24 protein-coding genes are annotated in these 25,922 nt (G+C 66.5%); 5 read left to right on the forward strand and 19 right to left on the reverse strand.

Translation table 11 applies throughout. The annotated features are described in order from the left end of the window. Positions 1 to 29: 29 nt before the first annotated feature. Positions 30 to 2,933, forward strand: a complete 2,904-nt coding sequence (gene uvrA / locus AC1DW0_RS05505; protein ID WP_477945137.1) for an excinuclease ABC subunit UvrA — start codon at positions 30 to 32, stop codon at positions 2,931 to 2,933. Here uvrA and AC1DW0_RS05510 read toward each other — a convergent pair whose 3' ends face one another. Further along, a complete protein-coding gene (locus AC1DW0_RS05510) occupies positions 2,934 to 3,746 on the reverse strand; it encodes an MHFG family PEP-CTERM protein (RefSeq protein ID WP_056191411.1) in 813 nt (270 codons plus the stop codon). Between the two features lie 221 nt (positions 3,747 to 3,967). Here AC1DW0_RS05510 and AC1DW0_RS05515 point away from each other — a divergent pair, with 221 nt between their 5' ends. Beyond that, the gene (locus tag AC1DW0_RS05515; protein WP_457354869.1) at positions 3,968 to 4,357 is read left to right on the forward strand and encodes a response regulator; all 390 of its coding nucleotides are present in this window, start codon (positions 3,968 to 3,970) and stop codon (positions 4,355 to 4,357) included. Positions 4,358 to 4,474: 117 nt separating this feature from the next. Here AC1DW0_RS05515 and AC1DW0_RS05520 read toward each other — a convergent pair whose 3' ends face one another. The 7 genes from AC1DW0_RS05520 to AC1DW0_RS05550 form a co-directional block, all read right to left on the reverse strand. Next, complete coding sequence (locus AC1DW0_RS05520) at positions 4,475 to 4,912, reverse strand: SWIB/MDM2 domain-containing protein (protein WP_056191416.1); 438 nt, start codon at positions 4,910 to 4,912, stop codon at positions 4,475 to 4,477. A 221-nt stretch (positions 4,913 to 5,133) separates the two neighbouring features. Further along, positions 5,134 to 5,679: a cytochrome b/b6 domain-containing protein gene (locus AC1DW0_RS05525; RefSeq protein ID WP_477945138.1), complete on the reverse strand. Its 546-nt coding sequence runs from the start codon at positions 5,677 to 5,679 to the stop codon at positions 5,134 to 5,136. 6 nt (positions 5,680 to 5,685) lie between these two features. Then, positions 5,686 to 5,970, reverse strand: a complete 285-nt coding sequence (locus tag AC1DW0_RS05530) for a PepSY domain-containing protein (protein WP_056191418.1) — start codon at positions 5,968 to 5,970, stop codon at positions 5,686 to 5,688. Positions 5,971 to 5,980: 10 nt separating this feature from the next. Continuing rightward, positions 5,981 to 7,099, reverse strand: coding sequence for an alpha-hydroxy acid oxidase (locus AC1DW0_RS05535; protein ID WP_477945139.1), 1,119 nt, complete (start codon positions 7,097 to 7,099; stop codon positions 5,981 to 5,983). Beyond that, a complete protein-coding gene (locus tag AC1DW0_RS05540) occupies positions 7,096 to 7,791 on the reverse strand; it encodes a Fe2+-dependent dioxygenase (RefSeq protein ID WP_457445212.1) in 696 nt (231 codons plus the stop codon). Before AC1DW0_RS05540 ends, AC1DW0_RS05535 begins: the two co-directional genes overlap by 4 nt. Positions 7,792 to 7,819: 28 nt before the next feature. Continuing rightward, positions 7,820 to 10,129, reverse strand: a complete 2,310-nt coding sequence (locus AC1DW0_RS05545) for a TonB-dependent receptor (protein WP_477945140.1) — start codon at positions 10,127 to 10,129, stop codon at positions 7,820 to 7,822. A gap of 97 nt (positions 10,130 to 10,226) precedes the next feature. Next, positions 10,227 to 11,000, reverse strand: coding sequence for an energy transducer TonB (locus AC1DW0_RS05550; protein WP_477945141.1), 774 nt, complete (start codon positions 10,998 to 11,000; stop codon positions 10,227 to 10,229). 127 nt (positions 11,001 to 11,127) lie between these two features. On the opposite strand from AC1DW0_RS05550, the gene AC1DW0_RS05555 reads away from it, so the two are divergent. Beyond that, complete coding sequence (locus AC1DW0_RS05555) at positions 11,128 to 11,484, forward strand: phage holin family protein (protein ID WP_235531772.1); 357 nt, start codon at positions 11,128 to 11,130, stop codon at positions 11,482 to 11,484. A 235-nt stretch (positions 11,485 to 11,719) separates the two neighbouring features. Here the strand turns inward: AC1DW0_RS05555 and AC1DW0_RS05560 are convergent, their stop codons facing one another. Beyond that, a complete protein-coding gene (locus AC1DW0_RS05560) occupies positions 11,720 to 12,349 on the reverse strand; it encodes a TetR/AcrR family transcriptional regulator (RefSeq protein ID WP_477945142.1) in 630 nt (209 codons plus the stop codon). 69 nt (positions 12,350 to 12,418) lie between these two features. Here AC1DW0_RS05560 and AC1DW0_RS05565 point away from each other — a divergent pair, with 69 nt between their 5' ends. Then, positions 12,419 to 13,051 (forward strand): glutathione binding-like protein, encoded by a 633-nt coding sequence (locus tag AC1DW0_RS05565; protein WP_477945143.1) that lies wholly within the window; start codon positions 12,419 to 12,421, stop codon positions 13,049 to 13,051. Here the strand turns inward: AC1DW0_RS05565 and AC1DW0_RS05570 are convergent. After that, positions 13,048 to 14,640, reverse strand: a complete 1,593-nt coding sequence (locus AC1DW0_RS05570) for a M48 family metalloprotease (protein ID WP_457388899.1) — start codon at positions 14,638 to 14,640, stop codon at positions 13,048 to 13,050. The genes AC1DW0_RS05565 and AC1DW0_RS05570 overlap by 4 nt on opposite strands. A gap of 74 nt (positions 14,641 to 14,714) precedes the next feature. On the opposite strand from AC1DW0_RS05570, the gene moaC reads away from it, so the two are divergent. Then, a complete protein-coding gene (gene moaC, locus AC1DW0_RS05575; RefSeq protein WP_056191435.1) occupies positions 14,715 to 15,194 on the forward strand; it encodes a cyclic pyranopterin monophosphate synthase MoaC in 480 nt (159 codons plus the stop codon). Here the strand turns inward: moaC and AC1DW0_RS05580 are convergent. From AC1DW0_RS05580 to AC1DW0_RS05620, 9 genes are all read right to left on the reverse strand, one after another. Further along, complete coding sequence (locus tag AC1DW0_RS05580; RefSeq protein ID WP_056191437.1) at positions 15,185 to 16,357, reverse strand: glycosyltransferase family 2 protein; 1,173 nt, start codon at positions 16,355 to 16,357, stop codon at positions 15,185 to 15,187. The genes moaC and AC1DW0_RS05580 overlap by 10 nt on opposite strands. After that, the gene (locus tag AC1DW0_RS05585) at positions 16,354 to 17,487 is read right to left on the reverse strand and encodes a glycosyltransferase family 4 protein (RefSeq protein ID WP_477945144.1); all 1,134 of its coding nucleotides are present in this window, start codon (positions 17,485 to 17,487) and stop codon (positions 16,354 to 16,356) included. Before AC1DW0_RS05585 ends, AC1DW0_RS05580 begins: the two co-directional genes overlap by 4 nt. Further along, complete coding sequence (locus tag AC1DW0_RS05590) at positions 17,487 to 17,894, reverse strand: GtrA family protein (RefSeq protein ID WP_056191441.1); 408 nt, start codon at positions 17,892 to 17,894, stop codon at positions 17,487 to 17,489. The genes AC1DW0_RS05585 and AC1DW0_RS05590 overlap by 1 nt, the downstream gene beginning before the upstream one ends. After that, positions 17,887 to 18,519: a class I SAM-dependent methyltransferase gene (locus AC1DW0_RS05595; RefSeq protein WP_162247723.1), complete on the reverse strand. Its 633-nt coding sequence runs from the start codon at positions 18,517 to 18,519 to the stop codon at positions 17,887 to 17,889. The genes AC1DW0_RS05590 and AC1DW0_RS05595 overlap by 8 nt, the downstream gene beginning before the upstream one ends. A gap of 97 nt (positions 18,520 to 18,616) precedes the next feature. Next, positions 18,617 to 20,263, reverse strand: coding sequence for a hypothetical protein (locus AC1DW0_RS05600; protein WP_157281017.1), 1,647 nt, complete (start codon positions 20,261 to 20,263; stop codon positions 18,617 to 18,619). Positions 20,264 to 20,277: 14 nt separating this feature from the next. Then, positions 20,278 to 21,984 (reverse strand): PglL family O-oligosaccharyltransferase, encoded by a 1,707-nt coding sequence (locus tag AC1DW0_RS05605; RefSeq protein ID WP_056191446.1) that lies wholly within the window; start codon positions 21,982 to 21,984, stop codon positions 20,278 to 20,280. A gap of 27 nt (positions 21,985 to 22,011) precedes the next feature. Then, the gene (locus AC1DW0_RS05610) at positions 22,012 to 23,580 is read right to left on the reverse strand and encodes an NAD(P)/FAD-dependent oxidoreductase (protein WP_056191448.1); all 1,569 of its coding nucleotides are present in this window, start codon (positions 23,578 to 23,580) and stop codon (positions 22,012 to 22,014) included. Beyond that, the gene (locus tag AC1DW0_RS05615) at positions 23,577 to 23,987 is read right to left on the reverse strand and encodes a GtrA family protein (RefSeq protein ID WP_457354854.1); all 411 of its coding nucleotides are present in this window, start codon (positions 23,985 to 23,987) and stop codon (positions 23,577 to 23,579) included. The genes AC1DW0_RS05610 and AC1DW0_RS05615 overlap by 4 nt, the downstream gene beginning before the upstream one ends. Before the next feature lies 1 nt (position 23,988). After that, positions 23,989 to 25,872: a hypothetical protein gene (locus AC1DW0_RS05620; protein WP_477945145.1), complete on the reverse strand. Its 1,884-nt coding sequence runs from the start codon at positions 25,870 to 25,872 to the stop codon at positions 23,989 to 23,991. Positions 25,873 to 25,922: the final 50 nt, after the last annotated feature.

Below are 25,922 nucleotides of genomic sequence, written 5' to 3' on the forward strand. Positions count from 1 at the left end.
TCATGTCCGGTTCGCTTGTGAAAACTGCCATGGCCCTCCCGGATTTGCCCGCGCCTCCTGAATCCCGATTCATCCGCGTGCGCGGTGCGCGCACGCACAACCTGAAGAACATCGACGTCGACCTGCCGCGCCATGCGCTGGTGGTCATCACGGGGCTGTCCGGGTCGGGCAAGTCGTCGCTCGCCTTCGACACCCTGTATGCCGAGGGCCAGCGGCGTTATGTGGAGAGCCTGTCCAGCTACGCGCGGCAGTTCCTGCAGCTCATGGACAAGCCCGACGTGGACATCATCGAGGGCCTGTCCCCCGCGATCTCCATCGAACAGAAGGCAACGTCGCACAACCCGCGCTCGACCGTCGGCACGGTCACCGAGATCCACGACTATCTGCGCCTGCTCTATGCCCGCGCCGGCACGCCCTTCTGCCCCGACCACGACCTGCCGCTGGAGGCGCAGTCGGTCAGCCAGATGGTGGACGCCGTGCTGGCCATGCCGGACGAGGCCAAGCTGATGCTGCTGGCGCCGGTGGTGCGCGACCGCAAGGGCGAGTTCGTCGAGCTGTTCGCCGACCTGCAGGCCCAGGGTTATGTGCGCTTTCGCGTCGACGGCGCCACGGTGGAGGCACCCGACATTCCGGCGCTGAAGAAGGCCGAGAAGCACGACATCGACGTCGTCATCGACCGCATCAAGCTGCGCCATGACTCGGCGGACAGCCTGCGCCAGCGCCTGGCCGAGAGCTTCGAGGCGGCGCTGCGCCTGGCCGACGGGCGGGCCCTGGTGATGAACATGGACAGCGAGCAGACGACGCTGTTCTCCAGCAAGTTCGCCTGCCCGGTCTGCTCCTATTCGCTGCCCGAGCTGGAGCCGCGCCTGTTCTCCTTCAACTCGCCGGTGGGCGCCTGCCCGAGCTGCGAGGGCCTGGGCCAGGTGACGGTGTTCGACGCCGACCGGGTCGTCGCCTTCCCGACGTTGTCGCTGGCCAGTGGCGCGGTGAAGGGCTGGGACCGGCGCAACCCCTACACCTTCTCGCTGCTGGAGTCGGTGGCGGCGCACTACAAGTTCGACGTCGAGGCCCCGTGGGACAGCCTGCCGGCCACCGCCCAGGAGGTGCTGCTGCGCGGCTCGGGTACCGAGGACATCAGCTTCGTCTACCAGGCCGAGACGGCCGCGGGCAAGAAGCGCTCGGTCAAGCGCCAGCATCCCTTCGAGGGCATCCTGCCCAACCTGCAGCGGCGCTACAAGGAGACCGATTCAGCCGCCGTGCGCGAGGACCTGGCCCGCTACATGGCCGCCAAGCCCTGCACGGCCTGCGAGGGTTCGCGGCTGCGCCGTGAAGCACGGCATGTCGTGCTGCAGCCAGCCGATGCGCCGGCGGGCGTGCGCGGCCGGCCAATCTTCGAGGTCGAGCATTCGACGCTGCGCGAGTGCCTGGACTATTTCGAGACGCTCAAGCTCAAGGGCAACAAGGCCGAGATCGGCGACAAGGTCATTCGCGAGATCGCGTCGCGGCTGCGTTTCCTCAACGACGTCGGCCTGAACTACCTGAGCCTGGACCGCAGCGCCGAGACGCTGTCCGGCGGCGAGGCCCAGCGCATCCGCCTGGCCAGCCAGATCGGCTCGGGCCTGACCGGCGTCATGTATGTGCTGGACGAGCCCAGCATCGGCCTGCATCAGCGCGACAACGACAGGCTGATCGCGACGCTGCGGCGGCTGCGCGACCTGGGCAATTCGGTGCTGGTGGTGGAGCACGACGAGGACGCCATCCGCGCCGCCGACTGGGTGTTGGACCTCGGCCCCGGCGCCGGCGTGCATGGCGGCCAGGTCATGGCCCAGGGCACGCCTGATCAGGTGGCGGCCAACCCGAATTCCTTGACGGGCCAGTACCTCAGCGGCGTGGCACGCATCGAGGTGCCCGCCGAGCGGCACAAGCCCGTGCAGGAGTCCCGGTTGCGCATCGTCAATGCGCGTGGCAACAACCTCAAGGGCGTGACGGTCGAGATCCCGGTGGGCCTGTTCACCTGTGTGACCGGTGTGTCGGGTTCAGGCAAGAGCACGCTGGTCAACGACACGCTGTACGCGGCCGTCGCCAAGAAACTCTACAGCAGCCACGCCGACCCGGCGCCCTATGACGAGATCGAGGGCCTGGACGCCTTTGACAAGGTCATCAACGTCGACCAGTCACCCATCGGCCGCACGCCGCGCTCCAACCCCGCCACCTACACCGGCCTGTTCACGCCCATCCGCGAGCTGTTCGCCGAGATGAACACCGCGCGCGAACGCGGCTACGGCCCGGGGCGCTTCAGCTTCAACGTGGCCGGCGGCCGCTGCGAGGCCTGCCAGGGCGACGGCGTGCTGAAGGTGGAGATGCACTTCCTGCCGGATGTGTACGTGCCCTGCGACGTCTGCCAGGGCCGGCGCTACAACCGCGAGACGCTGGAGGTGCTCTACAAGGGCAAGAACATCACCCAGGTGCTGAACATGACGGTGGAGGACGCCTACGAGCTGTTCAACGCCGTGCCGGCGCTGGCGCGCAAGCTGCAGACGCTGCTGGACGTGGGCCTGGGCTATGTGAAGCTGGGCCAGAGTGCGACGACGCTGTCCGGTGGCGAGGCCCAGCGCGTCAAGCTGGCGCTGGAGCTCTCCAAGCGCGACACGGGGCGCACTCTCTACATCCTGGACGAGCCGACCACCGGCCTGCACTTCGCCGACATCGCGCTGCTGATGAAGGTGCTGCACCAGCTGCGCGACGCGGGCAACACCATCGTCGTCATCGAGCACAACCTGGACGTCATCAAGACGGCCGACTGGCTCATCGACATGGGGCCGGAAGGCGGCGCCGGCGGCGGCACGCTCCTGGTGGCGGGCACGCCCGAGGACGTGGCGGCCTGTGAGGCCAGCCACACCGGGCGCTATCTGGCGCCGCTGCTCAGGCGCTGATCAACGGCGCCTTTGGCGCGCGCGGAAGATGATGACGAGCAGGCCCAGGGCAATCATGGCCCAGGTGCCGGGTTCGGGCACGGCCGGCGTGTGGGGCAGATCAATGGGGCCGTCGGCCGGGCGAATCGTGCCGGGCGGCAGGGCGGGCATGCCGAGGTTGACGAGGCCGGGAGCCCCACCACCGCCGGCGTTGGCAGGGCCGCTGGCGCCGCCGCCAGCCAGCAGGCTGCCGCCCTGAGCGGGCGAACTCGACAGCGCTGACACGCCGGATGCGGTGGCAAAGCTGTCCGGCGCTGCGGCTGCGGGGCCGGCGCCCGGGGCCTCGAATTCCAGTGGCGCGGTTTCTTCGCCCTCACGAGTCGACGAGGCGACGTTGCTGGCGTGGGCCGGTGCCACGGCGCTGGGCTTGTCCAGGCGGCGGATGCGGCTGACGTTGCGGCAGACGGTGGGTACCAGGATGCACTGGCCGTCCTCGCAATAAACGAGGCCGCGCTCCTGCGTCGTCGCCGTCCACTTGCTGCGCGTCACCGTGCGGCAGACGGCGCCGGGGCCGAAATGCATGTCGCGAATCTCGGGTGCGTAGCTCGCCTTGCCTGTGATGGCATCGCGCCCGATGACGGCAATGTCGTCATAGCTGCGCGCCTTCATGCGGGCCTTGAGCTTCTCGCGCGTCGCGGTGGGGATGTCCTGGTAGCGATCGACGGCCGCGACCACGTCGCCCATGAATGGATTGGCGCCGGGGCGGTCCCAACTGCACTGGGGCAGCGTGGAGCCGGCGGAAACGGCGAGGGCGAGGGTGGCGATCAAGGACATCGGAAGGCCCGCAAAAGGGAAGCGCCCGAACCAGGGCGCATGTCCCTAGTATTAGGGAAGGTTAGGGTTTATCCGCGTTGAAGACCCGCAAAGAGGGGGTGGCCATCGGGTGAGATAAATCACGCAAAAGGCTGAAAACGATTGCCCGTCATCGCTTGCTGGTCCGGCCCGCCATTGCTGCTATCGTGCCGACCGCCTCCCGCAGTCCCCCCGAACCCTCCATGCCCGATCGCGCCGCGCCGCTGGTGCTCTACGTCGAAGACGACCGCATCCACCTGATCCTGATGGAGGAGGTGTTCCGGCTGCTGCAGGGCTGGGAGCTGCGCATGGTCGAGACAGGCGCCGAGGCCCTGGCGGCCCTGGCCGAATGCCAGCCGGCGCTGGTGTTGGTCGACATGAACCTGCCCGACATGACCGGCCTGGAGTTGCGCGAACGCGTGGCCGCGGACGCCAGCCTGGCCACAGCTTTGAGCGCGCGCTGGGTTGCGCTCTCGGCCGACAACCCGGGTGCCCTCGTACGCGCCGCCCGCGCGGCGGGCTTCGACGACTACTGGCTCAAACCCATCGACGTGCCGATCCTTCAGGCCGGCTTGCACAAGCTGCTGGGCTAGGGTCGGCCCGCCGCTGTAATAGCAGTGAACCCGCTGTGCCACGGTCGGCTGATATGGACGAAAAAAAGCCCGGCAGAACCGGGCTTGTGTTGACGAGGCCGCTTGCGCGGCGCCGCTTCACTTCAGGTGGCTGTTGATCAGCTTGGTCATCTCGAACATGTCGGCCTTGGCCTTGCCGAAGATTTCCTTCAGCTTGGCGTCGGCGTTGATGACACGCTTCTGCAGCTCATCCTGCAGCTTGTTCTTCTTGATGTATTCCCAGACCTTCTTGGTCACATCGGTGCGCGGCAGGGGAGCTGCGCCGACGATGGCCGCAAGAGCGGCGCTGGGGGTGAGGGCCTTCATGAAGGCGGCGTTGGGCGTGCGCTTCTTGGCGGGTGCTGCGGCTTTTTTGGCCGGAGCTGCCTTCTTCGCAGGTGCCGCGGCTTTTTTGGCCGGAGCTGCCTTCTTTGCTGCAGGCGCCTTTGCGGGCGCTGCTGCCTTCTTCGCCGGTGCGGCCTTCTTAGCCGGTGCCGCCGCCTTCTTCGCGGGCGCGGCCTTCTTCGCAGTTGCCATGTCGATTCACTCCATCAAAGGTTGTTGATGTGCCGGGTCCGGGTGAAGGCCGCGTAAGCCTTCAATACTCTCTAGCACCCTGCGGCGGCGATGGTACTGCGCTCCCTAGGGGAAGAGAAGGCTTTCATAGAGGGGATGACCCGCAAAGGCCCATGAAATCGGGCCTTTGAGGCCCTGCTTGTCGCTAGGCCGCATCACTTGGGCCTTCACGGGCCTTGCAGTCAGGCGATGTCGTCGCTGCCGGGCGCGCGCTTCATGCCGCTGAACATGGCGCCAACGAGGTTCTCGCGATGCCGCCAACTCGTCAAAAGGACGCCGCCGAGATGGCCGACCACGAGGGTCGCGACGAGCCAGGCGAGCGCCGCGTGCAGGTCCGACAGCCATTCATAGCCCCACAGCCAGTCGGTCGTGTAGAGCCAGCCACTGAGCGTCAGCAAGGCGGCCGTGGACCACAGCGCCAGCACCATCCATCCGCCCAGCGGGTTATGGCCGACGTAGCGCCGCTCGCGCCCGGCGCGCATCGCGCGGGCATAGGCCAGCACCGTGCGCGGCCGGCGCACGAACTGGGCGAGGCGCGCGTAGCCATGGCCAACGAAGCCCCAGACCAGCCGCAGCATCACGGCCGCGCCCGCGACATAGCCGGCAGTGTGGTGCCAGGCGTCGAAGTGGCTGGGCGGCCAGTGCCCGCTGATCCACGCGGTCGCGACGGCGGCCGCCAGCGTCCAGTGCAGCAGGCGCACAAGGCCGTCCCAGACGTGCACGCGCATGCTGATCTACTTCTTCTCGGCGGGCTGCTCGCCTTCCGGATAGACGCGCTCGAAGGTCTTGGGATTGAAGAAGGCCTCGGCCTTCTTGCCGGCGCCATCGAAGCCGTAAACCTCGTAGCAGCCGTTGTAGTTCTGGACCTTGCGGACCTTCCAGCCTTCGCCTTCGAGTTTTTTCTGGAGTTCCATCTGCGGCTTCTTCTCTTCCTTGGGCACGGCGGGGCAGGAGACGTTGCCGTGGGCGAAGGCGGCGGAGGCGGTGAAAGCGAGGAGAAGGGAGGCGAGGAATTTCATGGTGAGCCTTTCAACGGGAGTTGCCTGGCCAGAGCAGCGCCGGGCCGGCGTCGGCGAGAGTCTTGCAGCCGGAGAGCGCCATGGCGATCTCGAGTTCGTCGCGCAGCAGGCGCAGCGCATGCGCCACGCCCAGCGCACCGCTGGCGGCGAGGGCATGAACGTAGGGGCGGCCGAGCAGCACGGCGTTGGCACCCAGGGCCATGGCCTTGAGCACATCGGTGCCGCGGCGGATGCCGCCGTCGACGAGCAGCGGCACGTCGGGCCCGAGGGCGACCCGCAGCGGTGGCAGCAGTTCGGCGGTGGGCGGCAGCGTGTCCAGCGTGCGGCCGCCGTGGTTGGAGACGATGAAGCCGGTCACGCCGCGGGCCAGGGCTTCACGCGCATCGTCGGTGTGCGTGACGCCCTTGAGCAGCAGCGGCAGCCGGCTCTCGGCGCGCAGCCAGTCGATCTCACGCCAGGTGGCGGCGCGCGGCATCAGGCCGTCGAAGAGCGCGCTCTGGCCGGGCTGCAGGTTCAGCGGCTTCTTGACGCCGCCGAGGTTCACCGCGCGGATGTCATCGGGCAGCTTGAAGCCGATGCGGCGCTCACGGTCGCGCGCGCCGTGCACGGGTGCATCAACGGTGAGCACCAGGGCCTGGTAGCCGGTGGCTTCGATGCGCTGGAGCAGCGCACGCATGAAGTCGCGGTCGTCACGCCAGTAGAGCTGGAACCACAGCGGGCCGGCACTCGGGTCGGCCAGCATCGGTGCGGCGACCTCTTCCATCGTCACGCTGGCCTGGGCGCTGAGGATGAGGCCGGCCTGCTGGGCGGCGGCGGCATGGGCGATGGCCAGCTCGCCGTCGGCATGAAAAAGGCGCTGGTAGGCGATGGGCGCCAGCAGGATGGGGTGGCGCAGCTCGCGGCCGAGCAGCGTCACGCGCGTGTGGCCGCCGGAGAGGTCGCGCAGCACGCGGGGCTGCAGCTTGATGGCGTCCCAGGCCGCGCGGTTGGCGCGCAGCGTGATCTCGTCGGCCGCGCCGCCGTTCAGATAGGCCCAGGCCTTGGCATCGACGCGGGTCTGGGCGGGCGCTTCGAAGTCGGCCAGATTGGCCAGGCCATCCGGCAGCGATTCGATGCGGGGCGCTGTCACGTGTCCGCCCACATGCGTAAGAGGTTGTGATAAGTGCCGGTCAGCTGCACCAGCTCGTCCGTCTCGCCCAGTTCACCGCGCAGCTTCATCAGGCTCATGTCCATCTCGTAAAGCAGGCGGCGCTGATCGTCCGAGCGCACCATGCTCTCGATCCAGAAAAAGCTGGCCAGCCGCTCGCCGCGCGTGACGGGTTCGACGCGGTGCACGCTGCTGCCGGGATAGACGACGAGGTCGCCGGCGGCGAGCTTGACGCGCTGCTCGCCGAAGGTGTCGGCGATGACGAGTTCGCCGCCGTCGTAGTCGGTGACCTCGCTCAGGAACAGGGTGCAGGAGATGTCGGTGCGCACGCGCTGCGCGCCACCGGGCAGATAGCGCACGGCCTGGTCGACATGGCTGCCGTAAGCATTGCTGGCACCGGCATAGCGGTTGAACAGCGGCGGCAGCACGCGCTTCGGGAGCGTGGCGGAGAAGAACAGCGGGTGCTTTTCCAGTGCCTGCAGTACCAGCGCCTGCAGCTCGCGGTGCTGTCCGCGATCTTTCTCGCTCAGGGGCTGCAGCTGCTCGTTGTTCTTGACCTGCGCGGCCTGGCGGCCGGCAGTGCTGCGGCCATCGGCCCACGGAGCGATGGCCAGCAGTTCGCGGGCCCGGGCCACGCCGGCAGCGTCGAGGATCTGGGGGATCTTCAGCAGCATGGCGTGGCGCGGGCCTTTTGGGAGGAGGTTAGAACTTGTAGGTGCCCGTCAGCGCGACGACGCGGCCCTTGCCCGGGATGTAGTGGCCCGTGTAGAGGGTGTCGGCGTAGCGCTTGTTGGTCACATTGTCGACGTTGAGGCGGAACAGCAGCTCGTCTTCGATGACGGTGTATTCGGCCATCAGGTTGCCGATGATGAACTTGGGCGCGTAGAAGCCGGGGTTGCGGTTGGGCTGCTGGCCGCTGCGAGCGTTGAAGCCGCCGCCAACGCGCCATTGCGGCGTGATCTTGTAGGTCGTCCACAAGCTGCCGGAGTAGCGCGGCGTCAGCGACGGACGCGTGCCCTCGCCTTCCGCGCCTTCGGCACCGATGTCGATGATGGCCGTCGGCATCCAGGTGAAGGTGCCGAAGACTTCCCATTCCGGCGTGATGCGGCCGGTGATGTCGACGTCGATGCCCTGGGCGTGGCGCTTGCCGGACAGCACGACCAGATTGCTCAGCGGGTCGGTATTGCGCTCGTGCAGCTTGGTGGCGCGGAAGATGCCGAAACGCGTCGTCAGCCTGCCGTCGGCGCTGTCGTACTGGCCGCCCAGCTCGATGTTGACCGACTTCTCGGGCGGAATGTTGGCGTTGGCGGCGCTCAGGGAATAGGTGTCGCCCGAGGTGTTGAAGGACGTTGCGCCCATCAGGTGGAAGGACAGCTGGGCGCTCGGCTGGAACAGCACGGCGGCGCGCTTGCTCCACTCCGACACGTTCATCTGGTAGCTGTCGGTCGTTGAGCGGACGATCTTGTCGTAGCCCGGCGTGCCGGTGGCGTTGTAGCTGTAGTTGAAGTTGTCGTAGTCGCCCTTGAGCTTGTCGTAGCGCAGGCCGGCGAGCAGCTTCCAGTGCGGCGTGAGTGACACCATGTCCTGCACGTAGGCGCCGGCAGAGCGGGAGGTGTACTCGCTCGCCTTCAGAGGCTGGCGGCGCGACTCGTCGATGCCGGCACCATCGTCGGGCGTGCCGGCCAGCGTGCTCGGCTTGGTGAGGCCCAGCGCCGCGTAGAAGGCCGCACGCTGAGCGGCCGTCAAGCCGGGGCTGTCGTTGTAGACCTGCTTCTTCTCCTGCGCGAAGTCCACGCCGGTCATGACATGGTGCTCCATGCCGGCGGCCTTGAACCTGGCGCTCAGGTCGCTCTGCACGGTGATGGTCTGCAGATCCTGGATCTTCAGCTGGGTGCCGCGAGCCAGCACGGTGTTGGGGCCGAAGGTCGCCAGTGACGCGGCAATGCCGCCCGGCTGCAGGGCTGCAGCTGCGAAGCGCACCGTGCCGGCGCGCTGGTCACGCGTGTAGGACGCATAGCGGGCCTTGGTGACCAGCTCGACGTTGGGGCTGAAGCGGTGGGTGTGCGAGCCCATCACGTAGTTGGCCGTGCCCTTGTTGCGGTCGCTGGCCAGCCCGAAGTAGGCGGTCGGTGCCAGCGGCAGCAGCGTCGTGGCGCTGCTCGGAGCGGTGGGCGTGGGCTTGATCCACGGCATGCCGTAGTTCATGCCGTTGTTGTTGTCCAGGGCGTACAGCGTGAGGGCGAACTCGTCGTCTTCGCCAATGCCCGTGCGCACCGAGCCGGCCAGCCCGGCCTTGTTGATCATGTTGCCCGAGCCGTCGTTGTCGGCGCGGTTGACCATGGTGCCGATGCGCCAGGCCGTCGTCTCGCCGCTGCGCTTGTTGAAGTCGCCGGTGACGCGCAGGCCGCCGTGGCTGTAGGCGCCGACGTTGATCTCGTTCTGGTCGGCCAGCACAGCCTGCTTGGTGACCTGGTTGACCGCGCCGCCGCTGGAGCCGCGGCCGAACATCAGCGCACCGGAGCCGCGCAGCAGCTCGACCTTGTCGAGGAAGAAGGTGTCGCGGTCGTAGAAGGCCGGGTCGCGCATGCCGTCGATGAAGATGTCACCGGTGCTCTGCAGCGAGATGCCGTGGATCTTGATGTCTTCCTCGCCGCCTTCGGCCGCCTGGAAGGTGATGCCGGCGGTGTTCTTCAGCACTTCCTTGACGTTGTCGAGGTTGCGGTCGTCGATGAGCTTCTCGGTGACGATGGTCAGGGACTGCGGGATGTCGCGGATGTCCTGCTTGCCCTTGCCGATGCGCGTCTCGGTGGCCTGGTAGCCGTCCTTGCCTTGCGGCTCGGCAGTGGCCTTGGCGCGCACGGTGGGCAGCACGCTTTCTTCCTTGGCGGGCGCTTTCTGTGTGGGCGCGGTCTGGGCCAGGGTGGCCGTGGCCAGGCCGAAGCCGGCGGCCAGCGCGCCCAGGGGTAGCAGCGCCTGCGTCTTCGACTTGTTCGATTTGTTCTTGCGGGACATGGATTTCTCCGAGGGATCGTGTTGAATGGGCATGGCTTTGCCCACGGCGGCGCAAGGCGCCGCCCACGGCATGGCTACTCAGGGAAAGGAGGTGGGGTCAGCGGTCGACTTCGTAGGACATCGGCGCGATGACCTCCCACTCGACGGGCTGCCCGTTCTCGGTGTATGGCGCGAAGCGGGCACTGCGCATGTCCTGCAGCGCCTGCTCGTCCAGGCGGGCGAAGCCCGAGGACTTCGCCAGGGTGATCTCACGCGGCTGGCCGCGCACGTCGACGATGACGCGCAGGTGCACGACGCCGGACTCGTGCAGCCGCTTGGACATCAGCGGCACCGTCATGCGCGGCTCCTTCAGATAGCGCACCGCACTGGCGGGGATCTGCTTGATCTGCGGTGCGGGTGGCGGCGTGATCGCAATGACAGGTGTCGGCGCCGCCTGCACCGGAACGACCGTCGGTGGCGGCGGCGGCAGAGCCGCAACGACGGGAGAGGGCGCGGGCGCCGCCGCGACGGCGATCAGCGGTGGATCCACCATCGTCAGCGCCGGCGCCTTCAGCTCCGGCATCGCCACCGGGGGCGGTGGCAGCGGCTTGGGCGGTTCGGCCGGTGCCACCAGGCGCACGACGACGGGTGCCAGGCGTGCCACCGTGCGGTGCACATCCTGCACCTGGCTCAGGCCCCACAGCCCCAGCAGATGCAGCGCCGCGATGCCCACCAGCAACAGGCGCCGGCTGCGCGACGGGCGCCCCATCTCGGCAAAGCTGAGCCGCAGTTCCGGCACTCGCAACGGCAGCACCACCGCCGGTCGCGATGGGACGGCGACCGGCGCGGGAAGGGCCGAATTGGAGGCAACAAAGGCGAGGGCGGGCTTCACGAGCGAGACAGGACCGTGTTCGATGAAAAAATCTTAACACGAATGCGAACGATTCCTATTTGATGCGGCGTCGCGATGCTGCAGTCATGCGACACCGCTCTGGCGGTGGCCCGATATGCTCGCGGCCATGACCAAGATCCTCGTTCGTTGGCTGCTGCTCGCTGGCGCCCTGCTGCTGGTGGCTCACCTCTACCCCGGCGTCATCGTCAAGAGCTTCACGTCTGCATTGATTGCGGCCTTCGTACTGGGCTTGTTGAACACGCTGCTGCGGCCCATCCTCGTGCTGCTGACGCTGCCGGTGACGGTGCTCAGCCTGGGCCTCTTCCTCTTCATCATCAACGCGCTGATGTTCTGGATGGCCGCCACGGTGCTGGATGGCCTGGCCGTGACGGGCTTTGCCGCCGCGCTCATCGGCTCGCTGATCTACAGCCTGTGCGGCATGGTCATCGACGTTGTCGTCGAGCGCGTCTTCCCTGGCGACTGAGACGGGGCCCCTCGCCCAGGCACGCCCCGCTGAACGCGGGCGGGCCTGATCGGTCTTGCAGACCGCGCCGCGGCAGTGCCGCAGCTCTTCGGCAGGCACATGCCGCCCACCGGGCGCCATGTGTCCGGCCTCAGCCCCCTAGGGGACGGCGATGCTTGCAGCATTGAGCCGCAAGCACATCGCCACAGCAGGCCGGCTCGGGAGCGGCCCGGCGCTCGGCCCGCAAACTGAAAACTCAGCGGCAGACGAAGTCCAGGCTCGCGGCCGCGAAGGCGGCCAGTTCCTCGCGCGCATCGCCAGCGCGGGCGCGCAGTGCCATCGAATGCAGCACCGCCGATGCGAGCTGGGCGCGCATCGCGACATCGGTGCCGCGCGGCAGCTCGCCCTCGTTGACTGCCCGCTGCAGCCGCGCCTCGAAAGCGGTGTTGAAACCGCGCAGCGAATCGCCGAGCTGCTGGCGAATGGCTTCGTCCCGCGGCGCCTCGGTGGCCGCCGTGCCAATCAGCAGGCAACCCCGCGCGGCCTCGTCGGGCGGGTAGTAGAGCTGCAGCGCCAACTCGTAGACGTGCAGCAGGCCATCGCGTAGCGAACGGTCCGCCAACGCCGCGGCGATGGCGGCATTGGATTGCTCGGTATACAGGCGCAGCGCCAGCAGATAGAGGGCGTGCTTGTCGCCGAAGGCGCCATACAGGCTGGGCCGGTTCAGGCCCGTGGCATGGCTCAGGTCATCCAACGACGTCGCTGCATAGCCGCGCTGCCAGAAGGCCAGCGTGGCCTGCGCGAGCGTGGCCTCGGTGTCGAAGCTGCGTGGCCGCCCGCGAGGGCGCGGGGTTGGCTTGGCCTCATCTTCAGATTTTTGTACCACGGCGCATGAAATTCATTGACGACAGTGAATTCTATTCAATACAGTACAAAAACACTGTTGGAGATCTTGATGGAGCTGTTCTTTTCCCCCATGGCCTGTTCGCTGGCGAGCCGCACCGTGCTGTATGAAGTAGGTGCCGATGCGCGCTTCACGCAGGTGGACGGCAAGGCCAAGCGCACGCTGGACGGCCGCGACTACTGGCAGGTCAACCCGATGGGGCAGGTGCCGGCGCTGCGCACCCCCGAGGGCTGGCTGCTGAACGAGAACGCCGCGGTGCTGCAATATCTGGCCGAGGCCTTCCCGGCGGCCGGCCTGCTGCCCGCCGAAGCCGATGCGCGCGCCCGTGTGCGGCAATGGCTGGGCTTCATCGGCACCGAACTGCACAAGGCCGTCTTCGTGCCGCTGCTCGATCCCAAGGCCAGCGCCGACGTGAAGGCCTATTCGATGGACAAGGCGGCGCTGCGCCTGGGCGTCCTGCAAGCGCATCTGCAGCAGCACGAATATCTGGAGGGCAGCTATGGCATCGCCGACATCTACCTCGCCGTCGTATTGAACTGGGCGCCCTATGCCGGCGTGGACTTGGGCGGATGGCCCGCGGTCAAGGCCTATCACCGCCGCATCGGCCAGCGCGAGGCGGTGGCACGGGCGCTGCGCGAGGAGTTCGCGCTGTACCAGGAAGAGCAGCGTTTGCAGGCCTCTTAATTTGGCAGTTCGACGTCCGGCGGGATGTAGCGGCCGCGGTACATCTCGCCCAGGAGCGACTGGCGCTCATAGACCAGGGCGCGCAGCCGGGCGTCGATGACGGAGGCTTCGACCTGGTCGGCATCCGGCCCGCGTGACTGGCGCAGGCCTGAGCGCATGCGGTCGATGGCACCGTTCAAGTCGCCGGCGGCGGCATGCACCTCGGCCTGGGCCCGCACGGCCCGCAGCGGCTGGCCCAGCTTCTGCCAGATCAGTGCGAGCTGGGCCCAGGCCAGGGAGTCCCGCGGCTCCAGGCTGACATGGGTCTGCAGTGCATCCGCGGCCTCGCGCAGGGTCGGCGACCCCGGGCCGGCCGCCAGCGCCAGGCCCACGCGCTGCATCAGCATGGGGCGGGATTTCTCGCCTGACAGCGTGTCCAGCGCGGCGGTGCCCTCCATCGGGCGGCCGCGGGCCTGCGCGAGCTCGGCACGCAGATAGGTCAGTTGCCGCCTGGCGGCCACCGTCTCGGCGGGGCTGGGGTTGACGAGCTGCAACGTCACCTCCGCACTGCGCAGCGTGGCCTCTGCGCGGTCGAAGTTGCGCAGCTTGATGGACGCCAGCGCCGCGGCATAGCGCGCCCCGAGCTGTTCGTAGCCGCCGCTCTCGCGGATGTTGCGGGCGCCGGCGTCGTAGTTCTCCAGTACCTTCCAGGCCTCGACGCGGGGGTCCATCAGCACACGCGAACGCGCTGCCATCAGCGCATGCTCGGCGAGGCCCCGTGGGCGCGCGAACGGTTCGAGGGCCAGGCGCGTGCGTGCGTCGCCGATGCGCTCACTCGTCAGCGGATGGGAGCGCAGGTACGGGAAGGCGCCGTTGTCCATCAGGTGATAGGCCTGCTCCATGCGCTCGAACATGCTGACCATGCCGCTGCCCGCGAAACCGGCCTCGACAAGCACGTTGAAGCCGACGCGGTCGGCCTCGCGCTCCATGTCGCGCGAGAAGTTCAGCGACAACTGCGTGGCCGCCGCCTGGCCGCCGACGATGCCGGCATTGGCCAGGTCGATGTTGCCGCGCGACGCGGCCAGCACGCCCAGCAGCAGGCCCGCGATGGCGACCATGCTGTTCTTGGAGTCACCGGCAATGCGTCGCGCGATGTGGCGCTGCGTCACGTGCGAGATCTCGTGCGCCAGCACCGAGGCCAGCTCGTCGCGTGACACCGTCATCGCGATGAGCCCCAGGTGGGTACCAACGAAGCCGCCCGGCAGCGCAAAGGCGTTGACGCTCTTGTCCTCGACGAGGAAGCTTTCCCAGGCGAAGCGGGTCTGGATGTCTTCGCCGATATGGCCGAGTTTGCGCGACGCGGCCACCAGCGGTTCGAAGATGCCGGCCATGTACTCCTGCAGGATGGGGTCCTGCACGCACGCGGGGTCGATGCGGATCATGCGCATGTAGCGCTCGCCGAGCTGCCGCTCGGCCACGACATCGAGATCCTGCGAGACCGAGTCACCCAGGGCGGGCAGGTTGACCTGGGCCCGGATCGGGCTGGTGGTGATGAGGCAGGCGGCCGCAAGCAGGGTCAGCAGGGCGCGGGAGGCGGGTGACTTCTTCATCGAACAGAGACTCCGGCCGGCGGGAGCCGGCTGTCTATGATGCCTGCAACTCGGTTTCCTGAATGTTTCTTGGTATGTCGACCCCGCTGACTCACTTCGACGCCCAGGGCCAGGCCCATATGGTGGACGTGTCGGCCAAGGCCGAGACCCACCGTGTCGCCGTCGCCGCAGGCGAGATTCGCATGCAGCCGGCGACCTTTGCATTGATCGCCAGCGGCACGGCCAAGAAGGGCGATGTGCTGGGCGTGGCACGCATCGCGGCGATCCAGGGCGCAAAGCGCTGCGCCGACCTTGTGCCACTGTGTCACCCGCTGCCGATCACTCGCGTTGCGGTGGACTTCGATCTGGACGAAGCCGGCGGCCGCGTGCTGTGCCGCGCCCAGGTCGAGACGCTGGGCCGCACCGGCGTCGAGATGGAGGCGCTGTGCGCCGTGCAGGTCGGCCTGCTGACCATCTACGACATGTGCAAGGCCGCGGACCGCGGCATGGTCATCGGCAACGTGCGGGTGCTGCAGAAGCAGGGCGGCAAGAGCGGCGACTGGGCTCAGCCTTGACTCGGGCGCTGCGGCGCCATGCGGATGAACTCGAACATGAAGGCGCTCATCGCTATCTGGCCGGCGGCGAGAATGAAAGTGGCGCCGGGGATGACGGCGCGCATCAGCTGCGCCGGGTTGGCAGCTCCGAAGCGCGATTGGTGCCACCACAGCCAAACGCTCGCGCACGCAAACCCGAGCCCGACGAGAAATAGCGCCAGTGCCAGCAGCAGGGCGGACTCCAGCTGAACTCGATGAACCCAGCCGAGGCCCTTTGGCAACTGGGGCAATACGCCTATGCGCACTGCATGCAATGAGCAGGTCCCGGCAAACAGCAGCATTTGCAGGCCGAGGCACGCAAATGCCGCTGCATACAGCATGCTGTGCACATCCAGGGTTGCGAAGCCAAGTGGCACCGGGCCGATGCCAAGTGCGACGCTTGCCGCAGTACCCAGCAGGAATAGCGCGAGGCCGGGGTACATGAAGAGCCACGCCGGCGCGTGCAGTAGCAGAAAACGCAGATGGCGCCAGCCATCGCGCCAACTTCGCAGGTGAGGCGGCCGATCGCGGCCGTCGGGGGAGAGCGTTGTCGGCACTTCGGCAATGTGCAGTCCGTGCAATGTTGCCTTGACGACCATCTCGCTGGCGAATTCCATTCCGGGCGACTGCAATCCGAGGCGCAACATCGCAATGCGGTCGAAGCCGCGCAGGCCGCAGTGGAAATCGCGCACCGGGCTTCTGAAGAAGAGGCGCCCGATGAAGCTGAGCACCGGGTTGCCAAGGTAGCGGTGCAGCCTGGGCATGGCGCCTGGCGCGATGCCACCAGAAAAGCGGTTGCCCATGACCAGCTGCTGACCACTGCGCAGCGCGGCGACGAAGGCGTCCAGGCGCGAGAAGTCGTAGCTGCAGTCTGAGTCGCCCATGATGACAAAGCGCCCTTGCGCGGCTGCGATGCCGCTCTGCAGCGCCGCGCCATAGCCGCGCTCAGGCACGGCAACGACCCGCGCACCCTCGGCCTCGGCCAACTCGCGACTGCCGTCGCTGGAGCCGTTGTCTGCCACCACGACCTCACCCTGAATGCCACTTGCCGCGAGGAAGGCGCGCGCCTGTCGTACGCATTGGCCCACGGTCAGCGCCTCGTTCAGGCAAGGCATGAGGATGGTCAGTTCGAGGGGAGCGCTCATGAAGACGTCGTGGGTTTCGCAGCGCGCCGGGCGAGGCCGTGATACAGGTCGACATAGCGCTGCACGGTGGTGTCCCAATCCCACTGGCGCGACAGCTCGACCGCCGCAACGCGGGCCTTCCTCAGGCGCTCGGGCTGCGCCAGCAGTTGGCTCAGGCGCTCGCGCAATGCGCGCTCCGGCGCGCCGTTGCGCAGCTCAACGTGGAAGACGCAGCCTTCATCCACGCCGGGAAAAGCCTCAAACACTTCGGTGCTGACGAGGACCGGCGTTCCGCTGGCCAGCGCCTCCTGTACGACCAGTGGGAAGCCTTCGCCGGTGCTCGGCAACACCAGCAGGTCGGCTTCACGCAACTGTTGGGCCACTTGGCCGGCATTCAGGCGGCCGGTCAGCTGTACTCGGGGGCCGCCTTGCGGCGCCAGTGGGCCATCGCCGACAAAGGTCCACGAGGCGCCTGGCAGATCGAGGCATTGTCGCAACAAGGGCAGGCCCTTTTTCTCGACGAAGCGGCCAACGAACAGCATGCGCAGCGGCCCTTCCGACGCGGCCAGGCGAGGGTAGAAGAGGGCATGGTCCACGCCGTTTGGAATCAAGCGTGGTGCGCGACGAAAGTGTACGAAGCGCTCAAAGTGGTGCTGCACCGGCAGTCCAACGAACACGACTTGCGCCACCCTGCGCAACACGAAGGCGCCAAGGCTGCGGTTCAGCAGCGTCAGCAGGCCGCGCGCAAAGCGCGAGCGGTAGGGAATCGAGCCGATATGCTGGGTCAACACGACGGGCCTGCGTCGCAGCGCCGCGAACAGCATCGCGGCCAGCGTCGGCAGGTAGAGAAAGTCGTGCACGTGCACGACATCATGTTGGCCGACGCGCCGCCACAGCCGCCCGAAACTGGCGGCCCCCCAAATGGGGAAGGGTAGGCCAAGACGCCGCCCGAGCGGGTCCCATGCCGGCTCGCAATCCAATGTCGCACCCGGCCACCTGTCGGGCCATTCCTCGCGCGGGCCACCGGCCATCCAGTGCACTTCGACACCAGCGTTGGGCAGCCTGGTCGCGAGTGCGCCGGCCACTATCTCGATACCACCGCCATGCGCGGGAAAAAACGCGCTGATCTGCAATACGCGCAAGGCACTCATCAGCGTCTGGCCTGCAACTCAGCGCGGAATACCCAGCGCGATTGGACAAGAAATGAAAACAGCCAAAGGACAGCAGTCGCGGCGACCATGGCCAGTGTCGGATTCAGATCGAGCCATTCGACGCCGATCGCCAGCAGCACCAGACCCGCACAAAACTGCAGGAACTGCTGGCCGAGAAACCGGCCGAACTCGGCCCAACCGGCACGATTGGCCACGCTGAAGGTGTAGCGGCGGTGCAGGAAGTAGCTGATCGGAATCGTGGTGAAGCAAGTCAGCCACGCCGCCGCGAGGTATTGCCAGTGCAACACGGCAGTGCCGATGTGAACGAGGCCAATGCTGAGAAGCGCGCAGCCCGCTCCGACGACTGCGTGACGGCCGAGCTTGGGGTGCAGCCTGAGCTCAGTCATGCTGGCGGGCCCATAGCCCGAGAAACTGCAGCGAGTTTGTCGACGCCAGCACGCCGCGGTGGCAGGCCATTGGGTGAGACCAGTGCCGGCGCACGAAGCCTTGGGACTCTATCCAGTCCACCCAGGCCCAGCGCTGCTGATAGTGCTGCGGAGAGGGGATGCCGAACCGGCGGTTGCCCAACTCGTCGAGTACGGCCAGCACGACCCGACCCAGCGGCCCGTTGTGGTTGTGGTCCTTGATGAGCAGGTAGCGCCGCGTGCAACGCATCATCTCGGCCAGCGCGGCAAGCGGATCCGGGCAGTGATGCAACACGTCGATGGCGTAGCAGAGATCGAAGCTGCGATCGTCGAATGGCAGCCTGCCGCCGTCGTAGAGCATTGGCTTCACCCAGCTGGAGATGCGCTCGACCACGTCGATCGGCGTCACCTGCTCGATGGCGGTCAGCTGTGGCAGGTTCGCAGCGAAGAAGCCGTCGCCCGCCCCGAAGTCGAGCGCCTGGTTCACCGGTGAAGAATCCTTGAGTGCTGCGGTGATGCCGTCCAGGATGCTGCGGCGGTATGCGCTGGTGCTGAGCCGGTCAATCAGACCTCTCGCGTTAGAAGGATGCGTGGAGTTGGAAGTCATGAATGGCGTCCTCAGCATGGCGCACCACCTGCGCTGGGTTCATGTGGCAAAGCGTCGGATTGAGACAGATTGAAGTCGTCATTCGGCCCTGAACAGGCTAGGGCGCGTTAGCGCCCGAAAGCCGGCCTGCCGGCAGGCGCCAGGCCGAGCCGCGAGAGTCTTGCATCACTTCGACTGCGTCGGGGAAATGTCGTGCCATCAGCGTGCGATCTGCACGCTCGCCCCGGCTGATCAGCGTCAGGCGCGGCGCGGGGCTGTCGGCGTTCTGCACCAGGTCGCCGCGGTATCGGCCCGTCGTCTGTGAAACAAACACCACCCAGTCGCCGGGACCTTCGGGCGCGATGCGAAAGGACAGCGCCCGGTCGATGCTGGCTTGGGTCTGCCACAGGAAGACCGGCATCGCCAAAAGGCCGGCAGCGAGCGTGGCCGTCCCCCATTGCCGGGCCCAGCCCTGCGCGCCGAGTAGCCATAGGCCGGCCGCAACGGGCAGCGCACCCCAGACCGGATGCATGTAGCGAAAGCCCCAGCCGTGGCCCTGATCGAAGCGCACGAACAGATAGAAGGCGAAGGTCAGCACGAAGGCAACGAGTAGCAGGCGCTCCGCGAGCGGGCGTGCCCGTGGCATCAGTGGCAGCAACAGCAGGCCCGGACTGGCCCAGATCCACATCTTCCAGATGGCCTGCCAACGTGCTGTTAGCAGCGTCGAATCGGGCCAGACGAGGACGCGGCCGAAAACTTCCAGCAGCCCGTGGGGCGCTGCGGCGTGTGTCACGATGTCGCCGAAGCCTGACTTCAGCAGCCACCAACCCAGGCCCAGGCCTACCCCCAGCGGCAAATAGCCCACCAGTACCCCTAGCAGCCGCGTCCAGCGGCTGCGGTCCATAGCCAGCCAGACAAGACAGGGTGCAGCCATCAAGGCATGCGGCACGGGGTTGTGCATGACCAGGCACAAACCGCCAACGAACCCTGCGGCGAAGGCGGCGCGACGTCGTGGCTGCAACAACAACCACAGGAAAAGCAGATTCAGCGCCAGCTCGCCCGGCATCGCATACCAGGACATCGCGTTCACGACGAACTGTGGCGAGGCCAAGGCTGTCAACATTGCCCAGCCACCGGCTCGTGCATCACCGGCTGCATCACGGGCGAGATGGTGCAGCAGCAGCAGGGTCAATGCGCCGAAGGCGGGATTCAGGCACCAGCCGAGGTCAAGTGCCACCAGCGGCGTCAACAGCAAAGCCAAACCAGGCCAGTAGACCGATGTGGCAGCGCCGCTGGCGTGGTCGACGAGAACGAAGGAACCCTGGAACTCCAGCGGCACGATGGCATCAAGCAGCGCTGGTGGGTAGTGCAGCGCACCCTGTCCTTTGGCCAGCGCGTGGGCCTGCATCCAGGGCACGTACTCGTCCATCGACAGCGGATGGGCTCGATAGACCAACTGGGCGCCCAAGGCCAGACCAAGAAAACACAGCAGCGAGGTCCGCACCGGGCGTTCACTCATCCACGCCGCCAAACGCGATGCCATCTCGCGCAGCGGCTGCGAGGCCAGCGCCACCGCCAGTGCAGCGAGCATCGCCAGTGACTGCCAGACGTCATTGAAGGCAAACAGCCGCTCGTAGATGGGATAGCTCTCGAACGGCATGCCCTCCATGCGCGACAGCCGGGTAATGACCGGTGCGGCACATGCCAGCGTCAATGTCGCGACAACCAAGCAACGGATGGCGCGATCGCCTGACGCAAAGGTCACGGGCCCCTTGTCTCTCAACGCAGTGTCCGCCAATCGATGACGGCTGAAGCCGGCAGGCATTGCGACATGGCGGGTGCCGAGGCCGTGTTCTCGCAGGCGGCGAACCAGTTGTCCCCGGTCGGGTTGCGGAACTCACGCAGGCGGTCGGCAAGGAAGCGCGCGCCTTGCACGTCGCCGGTCTTTTCCAGCGACTGCGACCAGTGCATCAGCAGTCGTGCGTCAATGAGGTTGAAGGCCGTGCGGCGTGCAGCCTCCAGCGCGAACGGCCCGGGGGGTTGGCTGGTGGCGGCCGCGTAGTCCGCCTGGTGGCTGAAGAACAGCGAGCGCTGGCCATCGGCGATGCGAGCGCCCAGCGGCATGGCATCCTCGCTGGGCATGTAGATGGCGACGACGCGCTGGTAGTCCCACACCGCGAAGGCGCTGCCGGCGATCAGCAGGCCGCCGATCATCCGCCAGGGCGTGGCGCCCGCCGGCTTGGCCGGCGCTTCGGCAGGGAGAGCGAGGCCAAGTGCAAAGCAGGCCGGCAGCAGGAAATAGGCGTACCAGAGCGGGTACTCGACCAGGCTGTGCAAGGCGATGGTCAGCACGATCATCAGTGCCATGCGGCGCAGCGGCGTGTCTTCTGCCTTCTCGGAGGGGCTGCGCCACGCCTTCCACAGCGCCCAGGCCAGCAGCAGCAGCACCGCGCCGGCCCAGGGCAGGCCCAGCTCGACGGCGAGCTGCGACGCGATGTTGTGCGTGTGGTCGAAGAAGGCGATGGGGCGGTCCGGGAATGGCGTCAGGCTCCATGCGAAGTTGAACTCCCCCCAGCCAACACCCAGCAGCGGGTTGGCCGTTGTCAGCGCCCAGGCGTCGCGCAGGATGGCCAGCCGCGACGGCGAGCCGGCACCCTCCGACAGCCGCGAAGCGGCGCGGAAGGCATGGCCGCTTTCGGCCGACCACAACGACATGCCCCACCAGCTGACGCCCAGCATCAACGGCGTGGCCAGCAGACACAGCCTTGCGCTGCGCGAAAGGCTGCGATCCACCACGCCCCATAAGGCCAGCAGCGCGATGCCGACATAGCCGGTGCGAGAGGCGCTGAGCACGATGGTGAAGACAAAGGCAAACAGCAGTGGCGCCAGCGCCGGCCGCCAGCCGCGCTTTTCCGTGATGAAGACGGCAGCGATGGACGACCACATCATCAGGCTGGCCAGGTGGTTGGGCTGGCGCAGATTGCCTACCGCGCTGCCCACCACGCCTGAACGAGCGATGAAGTTGCCGTCGGCGCCCGCCGGGAGGAAGACCTGCACGATGCAGACTGCGACCGTCAACAGACCCGTGATCAGCAGTCCCCAGCAGAAGGCTTCGGCGGCGAGTTGGCGGGACTGGGTCGACAGCCCTTGCGCCACCAGCAGTACGGCCAGGCCGGCACCGATGATGGCCGTGGCGCCCAGGCCCAGCGACAGCGGCAGGGCACGCCACACGACGGAGCTCATCGGCGCGGCCAGCAGCAGCGCCAGCGCCATGGCAGCGGGGCTTTTCAGCCCGGCGCGCCAGCCTGGCGTGGCAGGAGCCCACAGCACCAGGACCAGACCCCAGCCGGCAAGCGCCAGCAACTGGTTGTAAAGCGTGGCTGCGGGCGTCTGGTTGAAGGCCAGCAGCGGTGGCAGGGCGGCGGCGAGAACGAGGCCGAGTGGCGTGGCGGGGGCCTCAGCGAAGGGGGTGCTCTGGGACGACATGGGCGCGGATGATGGCATGGGCCAGCCTCAGTTCTTCGTCGGCGCTTCCTCGTGATAGTCGTCGTCGATGTTGACGGCCCAGATCGCATCGCGGCAGGCGCCGCCGTTGAGGATGGCCTGCGCGGCCAGGCGCGCGGACAGCATGGAGTGGTCCTGGTTGTTGTAGCGGTGCATGCCGTTGCGGCCGCACAGGTAGAGGTTGTCCAGCCCGTCCAGCCAGCCACGCAGTTCATCGAAGCGCTGGAAGGCGGCGCCGAAATAGCCTGGATAGGCCTTCGGCTGGCGCAGCACGGTGGCGTCCAGCAGTTCGGCCTCGTCGGCCAGGCCCAGTAGCTGCATCTCGCGCACGGCCAGCGCCTTGAGGGCCTCCTCGCTCATGGCCCACAGCGAATCGTCATCGCGGGCGAAGAACTCCAGGCCGAGCCAGACGGTTTCCGGGTCGGCCACCATATAGGGGCTCCAGTTGTTGAAGACCTGCACGCGGCCGACCTTGACGCCAGGCTCTTGGATATAGATCCAGTTGTCGCTCACATGGCGTGCCTTGCCTGCTACCTTGGGGCTCATGCGGCGGTAGAGCAAGCCGACGGTGATGAAGTCGCGGTACTCGAGGCCAGAAGCGATGGCCAGGGCCGGCGCATCGGGCGCAGGGCGCAGGGCCTGGGCGAGTTCGCGGATGGGCATGGTCGAGACGACCGCACTGGCGTCGAAGCTTTGATGTTCGCCGGCTGCGTCGCGGGCGACGACACGCTCGACCTTGCTGTCCTGGCGGTGAATCTCGTCGACCGTCCAGCCGCGCAGCAGCCGGCCACCGCAGCGCTCGAACTCGGCCGCAGCCGTTTCCCACATCTGGCCGGGGCCGTACTTGGGGTAGAGGAAGCTCTCGATCAGCGAGGTGTGCTGGGTGTCGGTGGTGCCGGTGACGATCTTCTTGAGCGCCTGCTTGGCGGCGCTGCCGATGGACAGGCTCTTGATGCGCTGTGCACCCCAGTCGGCGCTGATGTCGCGGCAGGGCACGCCCCAGACCTTCTCGGTGTAGTCCTTGAAGAACTGCAGATAGAGCTGACGCCCGAAGCGGTTGATGAAGAAGTCTTCCAGCGTCTTTTCAGGCCGGATCGGGCGGGCTGCGGCGGCCATGTAGCTGCCGGCGAACTGCAGGCAGCGCGCCAGGCCCATGTTGCGCACCAGCCCCATGCCGGGCTTGAGCGGGTAGTCGAAGAACTTGCCGCCGAAATAGATGCGCGACTGGCGGCTGCGGATCAGCATCACCGTTTCGTCCGCTTCGCTAGCCGTGGCCTGGTGGCTGCCCAGCAGGCGCTGCTGGCCCTGGTAGGCCAGCAGTGCATCGCCGCCGTTTTCAGGCCTGGCCACCGGCAGCACGTCGCGCCACCAATCCATCACCCAGTCGGACTTGGAGAAGAAGCGGTGCCCGCCGATGTCGATGCGGTTGCCCTTGTAGTTGACCGTCTTGGAAATTCCGCCGATGGCGTCGGTGGCTTCGAGGATGGTGACCTGGGGGTAGCCAGCGCGCAGCAGCTCCAGGCCTGCGGTGAGGCCCGCGGGGCCGGCGCCGATGATGAGGGTGCGAGGCTGTGTCATTGCGGCGCGCTGAATGCCGCACCGCGGGCCGTGAACAACAATGCCTTGCGCGTTACGAAGTTGAACAAGAAGACGACGCAAGCCGTGGCGAGCTTCGCCGGCAACGGAAAAAGTCCGAGCCGCTGGACCAGGAACCACAGCAGCACTTCGGTCAGCAGCAGGCCTGCCATGCCGATCATTGCAAACAACCAGAACTCGTTGCTGCGGTTGCTAAGGCGATGCTGGGTAAATGCATGCCGTGTACTGAGGGTGTAGACCAACATGAGGCCCAGACTGAACCCCAGGCACGCGGAGATGGGCACATTGATGCCCGCGTGCAAGCTCAATGTGAACACCGAGGTGTCCAGCACCAGCGCCGCAGCACTGGCCACTGAATAGATCAGAAGCTCTCGCAATGTCGGGGGCATGTCAGGCTTGGTGAGCAGTCAGCTGAGAGCAGGTGTAGAGCACGTAGGTTTGCGGCAGGTCCCGTTGAGCTGGCGGTTGCCAAGTGGCAAGAGGCTGCGGCGTGAGTCGATTCATGAGGACAAGAAAATCGGGTGCGTCTGGTTGAAGGCACAGGGTCACCAGTCGTTGTTCCGTGGGCATGTCGCAGTAAGAGAGAGCGACACGATCCCTGCCTAGCACGGCACCAGTCCTGCATTTCTTGCGATCCTCGTCGATCAAACGATATGCCTCCCGGCGAGGTCCGTATATCAACGCGGTATCTCGGTTGAATAGCACGCCCGCCCCTTGCTGCTGGGAGTAATGGCTGGATCGCTCAAGCAGTCCCCACACCGGAACCAGTTGGTTTGGCCAGTAGACGGTTGCTTGTATGGGGATGTGCGCGTTGAAGGGATGGACGGACGTCGGAGGTGATTCAACGGCCCTCACGAGGTCGGGCCTTTGATCCCAGCTCATCAACGATGCGAGTACCAGCAAAGCGCTGGCGCTTGCCGCGAGCAGTGCTCCTGACTGCCGCCTGCTTGCCACGAACAGCAAGGCTGCAAAGCACGGCGCGACCACCGTTGGGAAGGCCGCAAACTTGATGAATCGATCGCCCCAGCCGGCATCGGGAAACTGCCAAGCCTGTTGTTGCAGCAAGTCGTCCAGTTGGTAGACGGACAGGCCTATGGTGCAAAGCAGGATGGTTGAGCATGACAGAACAATCGTGGTGCGCGAGACGTGGCGCAAGCGCCATGCCGCCGCCGAGGTTAGCGCCCAAAGCAGCAGCGTTGCGCCACCGTGAGAGGTTCCGATATGCGAGTTGAGCAATGCAAGTGCGAGGGCGCAGGAACTTGCTTTCCAAAGCCCCCCAAGTTGCCAAAGTCTGGCAATCAACCACGGCGCCAGCGCCATGGCCATCAGGTGGGCAATCCAATGTGCACGCCAGACCTGCAACTGTGTAAGAAGCACCGAATGCCAGGCATCCACCCCGAACGCTGCGAGGCTCAGCAATCCCACAGTCGTGATGACGACTGCAAAAAGCAGTCGTGTCCAGGCATCGGAAGGGCGAAGCCGGGCTGAAGAGACGAGGACGCCGAGATCCAGCACAACGGTAAAACCATCGGCGAGCGTCCAGTTGCCGAGAGCCACCTCACTGTTGCCTGTGTCTACCAACGACCACCAGTACGGGTCATAAGCCTTCAGCAATCCATTCCACGGAGAGACGCCTGCCACGCTCAGTATGGGGACGATGGGAATCGCACAGAGAAGCCACAACCAGCGGCGGTCGGCCGCGGCGAGATAGCACCAGCTCAACGCCAGGATGGGCAATGTCATCAGTGGATGAAACACCACTGCCAACATTTGCAATGCCAAGGCAGCGCCTTTTTGATTCGCCAGCAATGCCACCAAACTCCAGAGCAGCAAGGGTTCGGCAAAGCTGCGCGCGGTGACAAATGGCTCGCCGTAGCTGAATACCCAGCCGCCGCCATAGATGGGCGACATCACTGAAAACGCGAGCAGGCCCCAGAGGCGACAGGCCTTGGTGGCGTCAAATCGCTTCAACAGCATCCATACTGCGCCAGCCATGAGCAGCCAGCTGGTGAGCAGCACGCTGATGTGGGAGGCCGCCTGCCCCAGGTGCACATAGAGCGGCGCCATCACATGGGCGTAGATGGAGTATTGGTCCTGCGAGCCAGCAGCGAAAAAGACGTCGTGGCCAAGCTGAGGTGCGCGGGAGTGCAAAAGCGCCTGCCCAAAATACAAGACGCCGTCGTGCCACAGGCCTTGATACGGATGCGCCAGAAGCGTCCAGGCGAAAATGGAAAACACCGCAGACAGCAAATACAGACGACTCTGCGTGAGCATTACCAGTTCTTAAGGCAAGGATAGGTGCGAATGCATCCTGGTTGCGAGAG

It is taken from the genome of Roseateles sp. P4_D2, from assembly GCF_056401875.1.

Coding starts and splice junctions, on each gene's coding strand:
- AC1DW0_RS05515 (WP_457354869.1), top strand. CDS start 3,968: ATGCCCGATCGCGCCGCGCCGCTGGTGCTCTACGTCGAAGACGACCGC.
- AC1DW0_RS05520 (WP_056191416.1), bottom strand. CDS start 4,912: ATGGCAACTGCGAAGAAGGCCGCGCCCGCGAAGAAGGCGGCGGCACCG.
- AC1DW0_RS05530 (WP_056191418.1), bottom strand. CDS start 5,970: ATGAAATTCCTCGCCTCCCTTCTCCTCGCTTTCACCGCCTCCGCCGCC.
- AC1DW0_RS05580 (WP_056191437.1), bottom strand. CDS start 16,357: ATGAGCGCTCCCCTCGAACTGACCATCCTCATGCCTTGCCTGAACGAG.
- moaC (WP_056191435.1), top strand. CDS start 14,715: ATGTCGACCCCGCTGACTCACTTCGACGCCCAGGGCCAGGCCCATATG.
- AC1DW0_RS05615 (WP_457354854.1), bottom strand. CDS start 23,987: ATGCCCCCGACATTGCGAGAGCTTCTGATCTATTCAGTGGCCAGTGCT.
- AC1DW0_RS05565 (WP_477945143.1), top strand. CDS start 12,419: ATGGAGCTGTTCTTTTCCCCCATGGCCTGTTCGCTGGCGAGCCGCACC.
- AC1DW0_RS05570 (WP_457388899.1), bottom strand. CDS start 14,640: ATGAAGAAGTCACCCGCCTCCCGCGCCCTGCTGACCCTGCTTGCGGCC.
- AC1DW0_RS05605 (WP_056191446.1), bottom strand. CDS start 21,984: ATGTCGTCCCAGAGCACCCCCTTCGCTGAGGCCCCCGCCACGCCACTC.
- AC1DW0_RS05610 (WP_056191448.1), bottom strand. CDS start 23,580: ATGACACAGCCTCGCACCCTCATCATCGGCGCCGGCCCCGCGGGCCTC.
- AC1DW0_RS05620 (WP_477945145.1), bottom strand. CDS start 25,872: ATGCTCACGCAGAGTCGTCTGTATTTGCTGTCTGCGGTGTTTTCCATT.
- AC1DW0_RS05585 (WP_477945144.1), bottom strand. CDS start 17,487: ATGAGTGCCTTGCGCGTATTGCAGATCAGCGCGTTTTTTCCCGCGCAT.
- AC1DW0_RS05555 (WP_235531772.1), top strand. CDS start 11,128: ATGACCAAGATCCTCGTTCGTTGGCTGCTGCTCGCTGGCGCCCTGCTG.
- AC1DW0_RS05540 (WP_457445212.1), bottom strand. CDS start 7,791: ATGCTGCTGAAGATCCCCCAGATCCTCGACGCTGCCGGCGTGGCCCGG.
- AC1DW0_RS05510 (WP_056191411.1), bottom strand. CDS start 3,746: ATGTCCTTGATCGCCACCCTCGCCCTCGCCGTTTCCGCCGGCTCCACG.
- uvrA (WP_477945137.1), top strand. CDS start 30: ATGGCCCTCCCGGATTTGCCCGCGCCTCCTGAATCCCGATTCATCCGC.
- AC1DW0_RS05595 (WP_162247723.1), bottom strand. CDS start 18,519: ATGACTTCCAACTCCACGCATCCTTCTAACGCGAGAGGTCTGATTGAC.
- AC1DW0_RS05590 (WP_056191441.1), bottom strand. CDS start 17,894: ATGACTGAGCTCAGGCTGCACCCCAAGCTCGGCCGTCACGCAGTCGTC.
- AC1DW0_RS05525 (WP_477945138.1), bottom strand. CDS start 5,679: ATGCGCGTGCACGTCTGGGACGGCCTTGTGCGCCTGCTGCACTGGACG.
- AC1DW0_RS05545 (WP_477945140.1), bottom strand. CDS start 10,129: ATGTCCCGCAAGAACAAATCGAACAAGTCGAAGACGCAGGCGCTGCTA.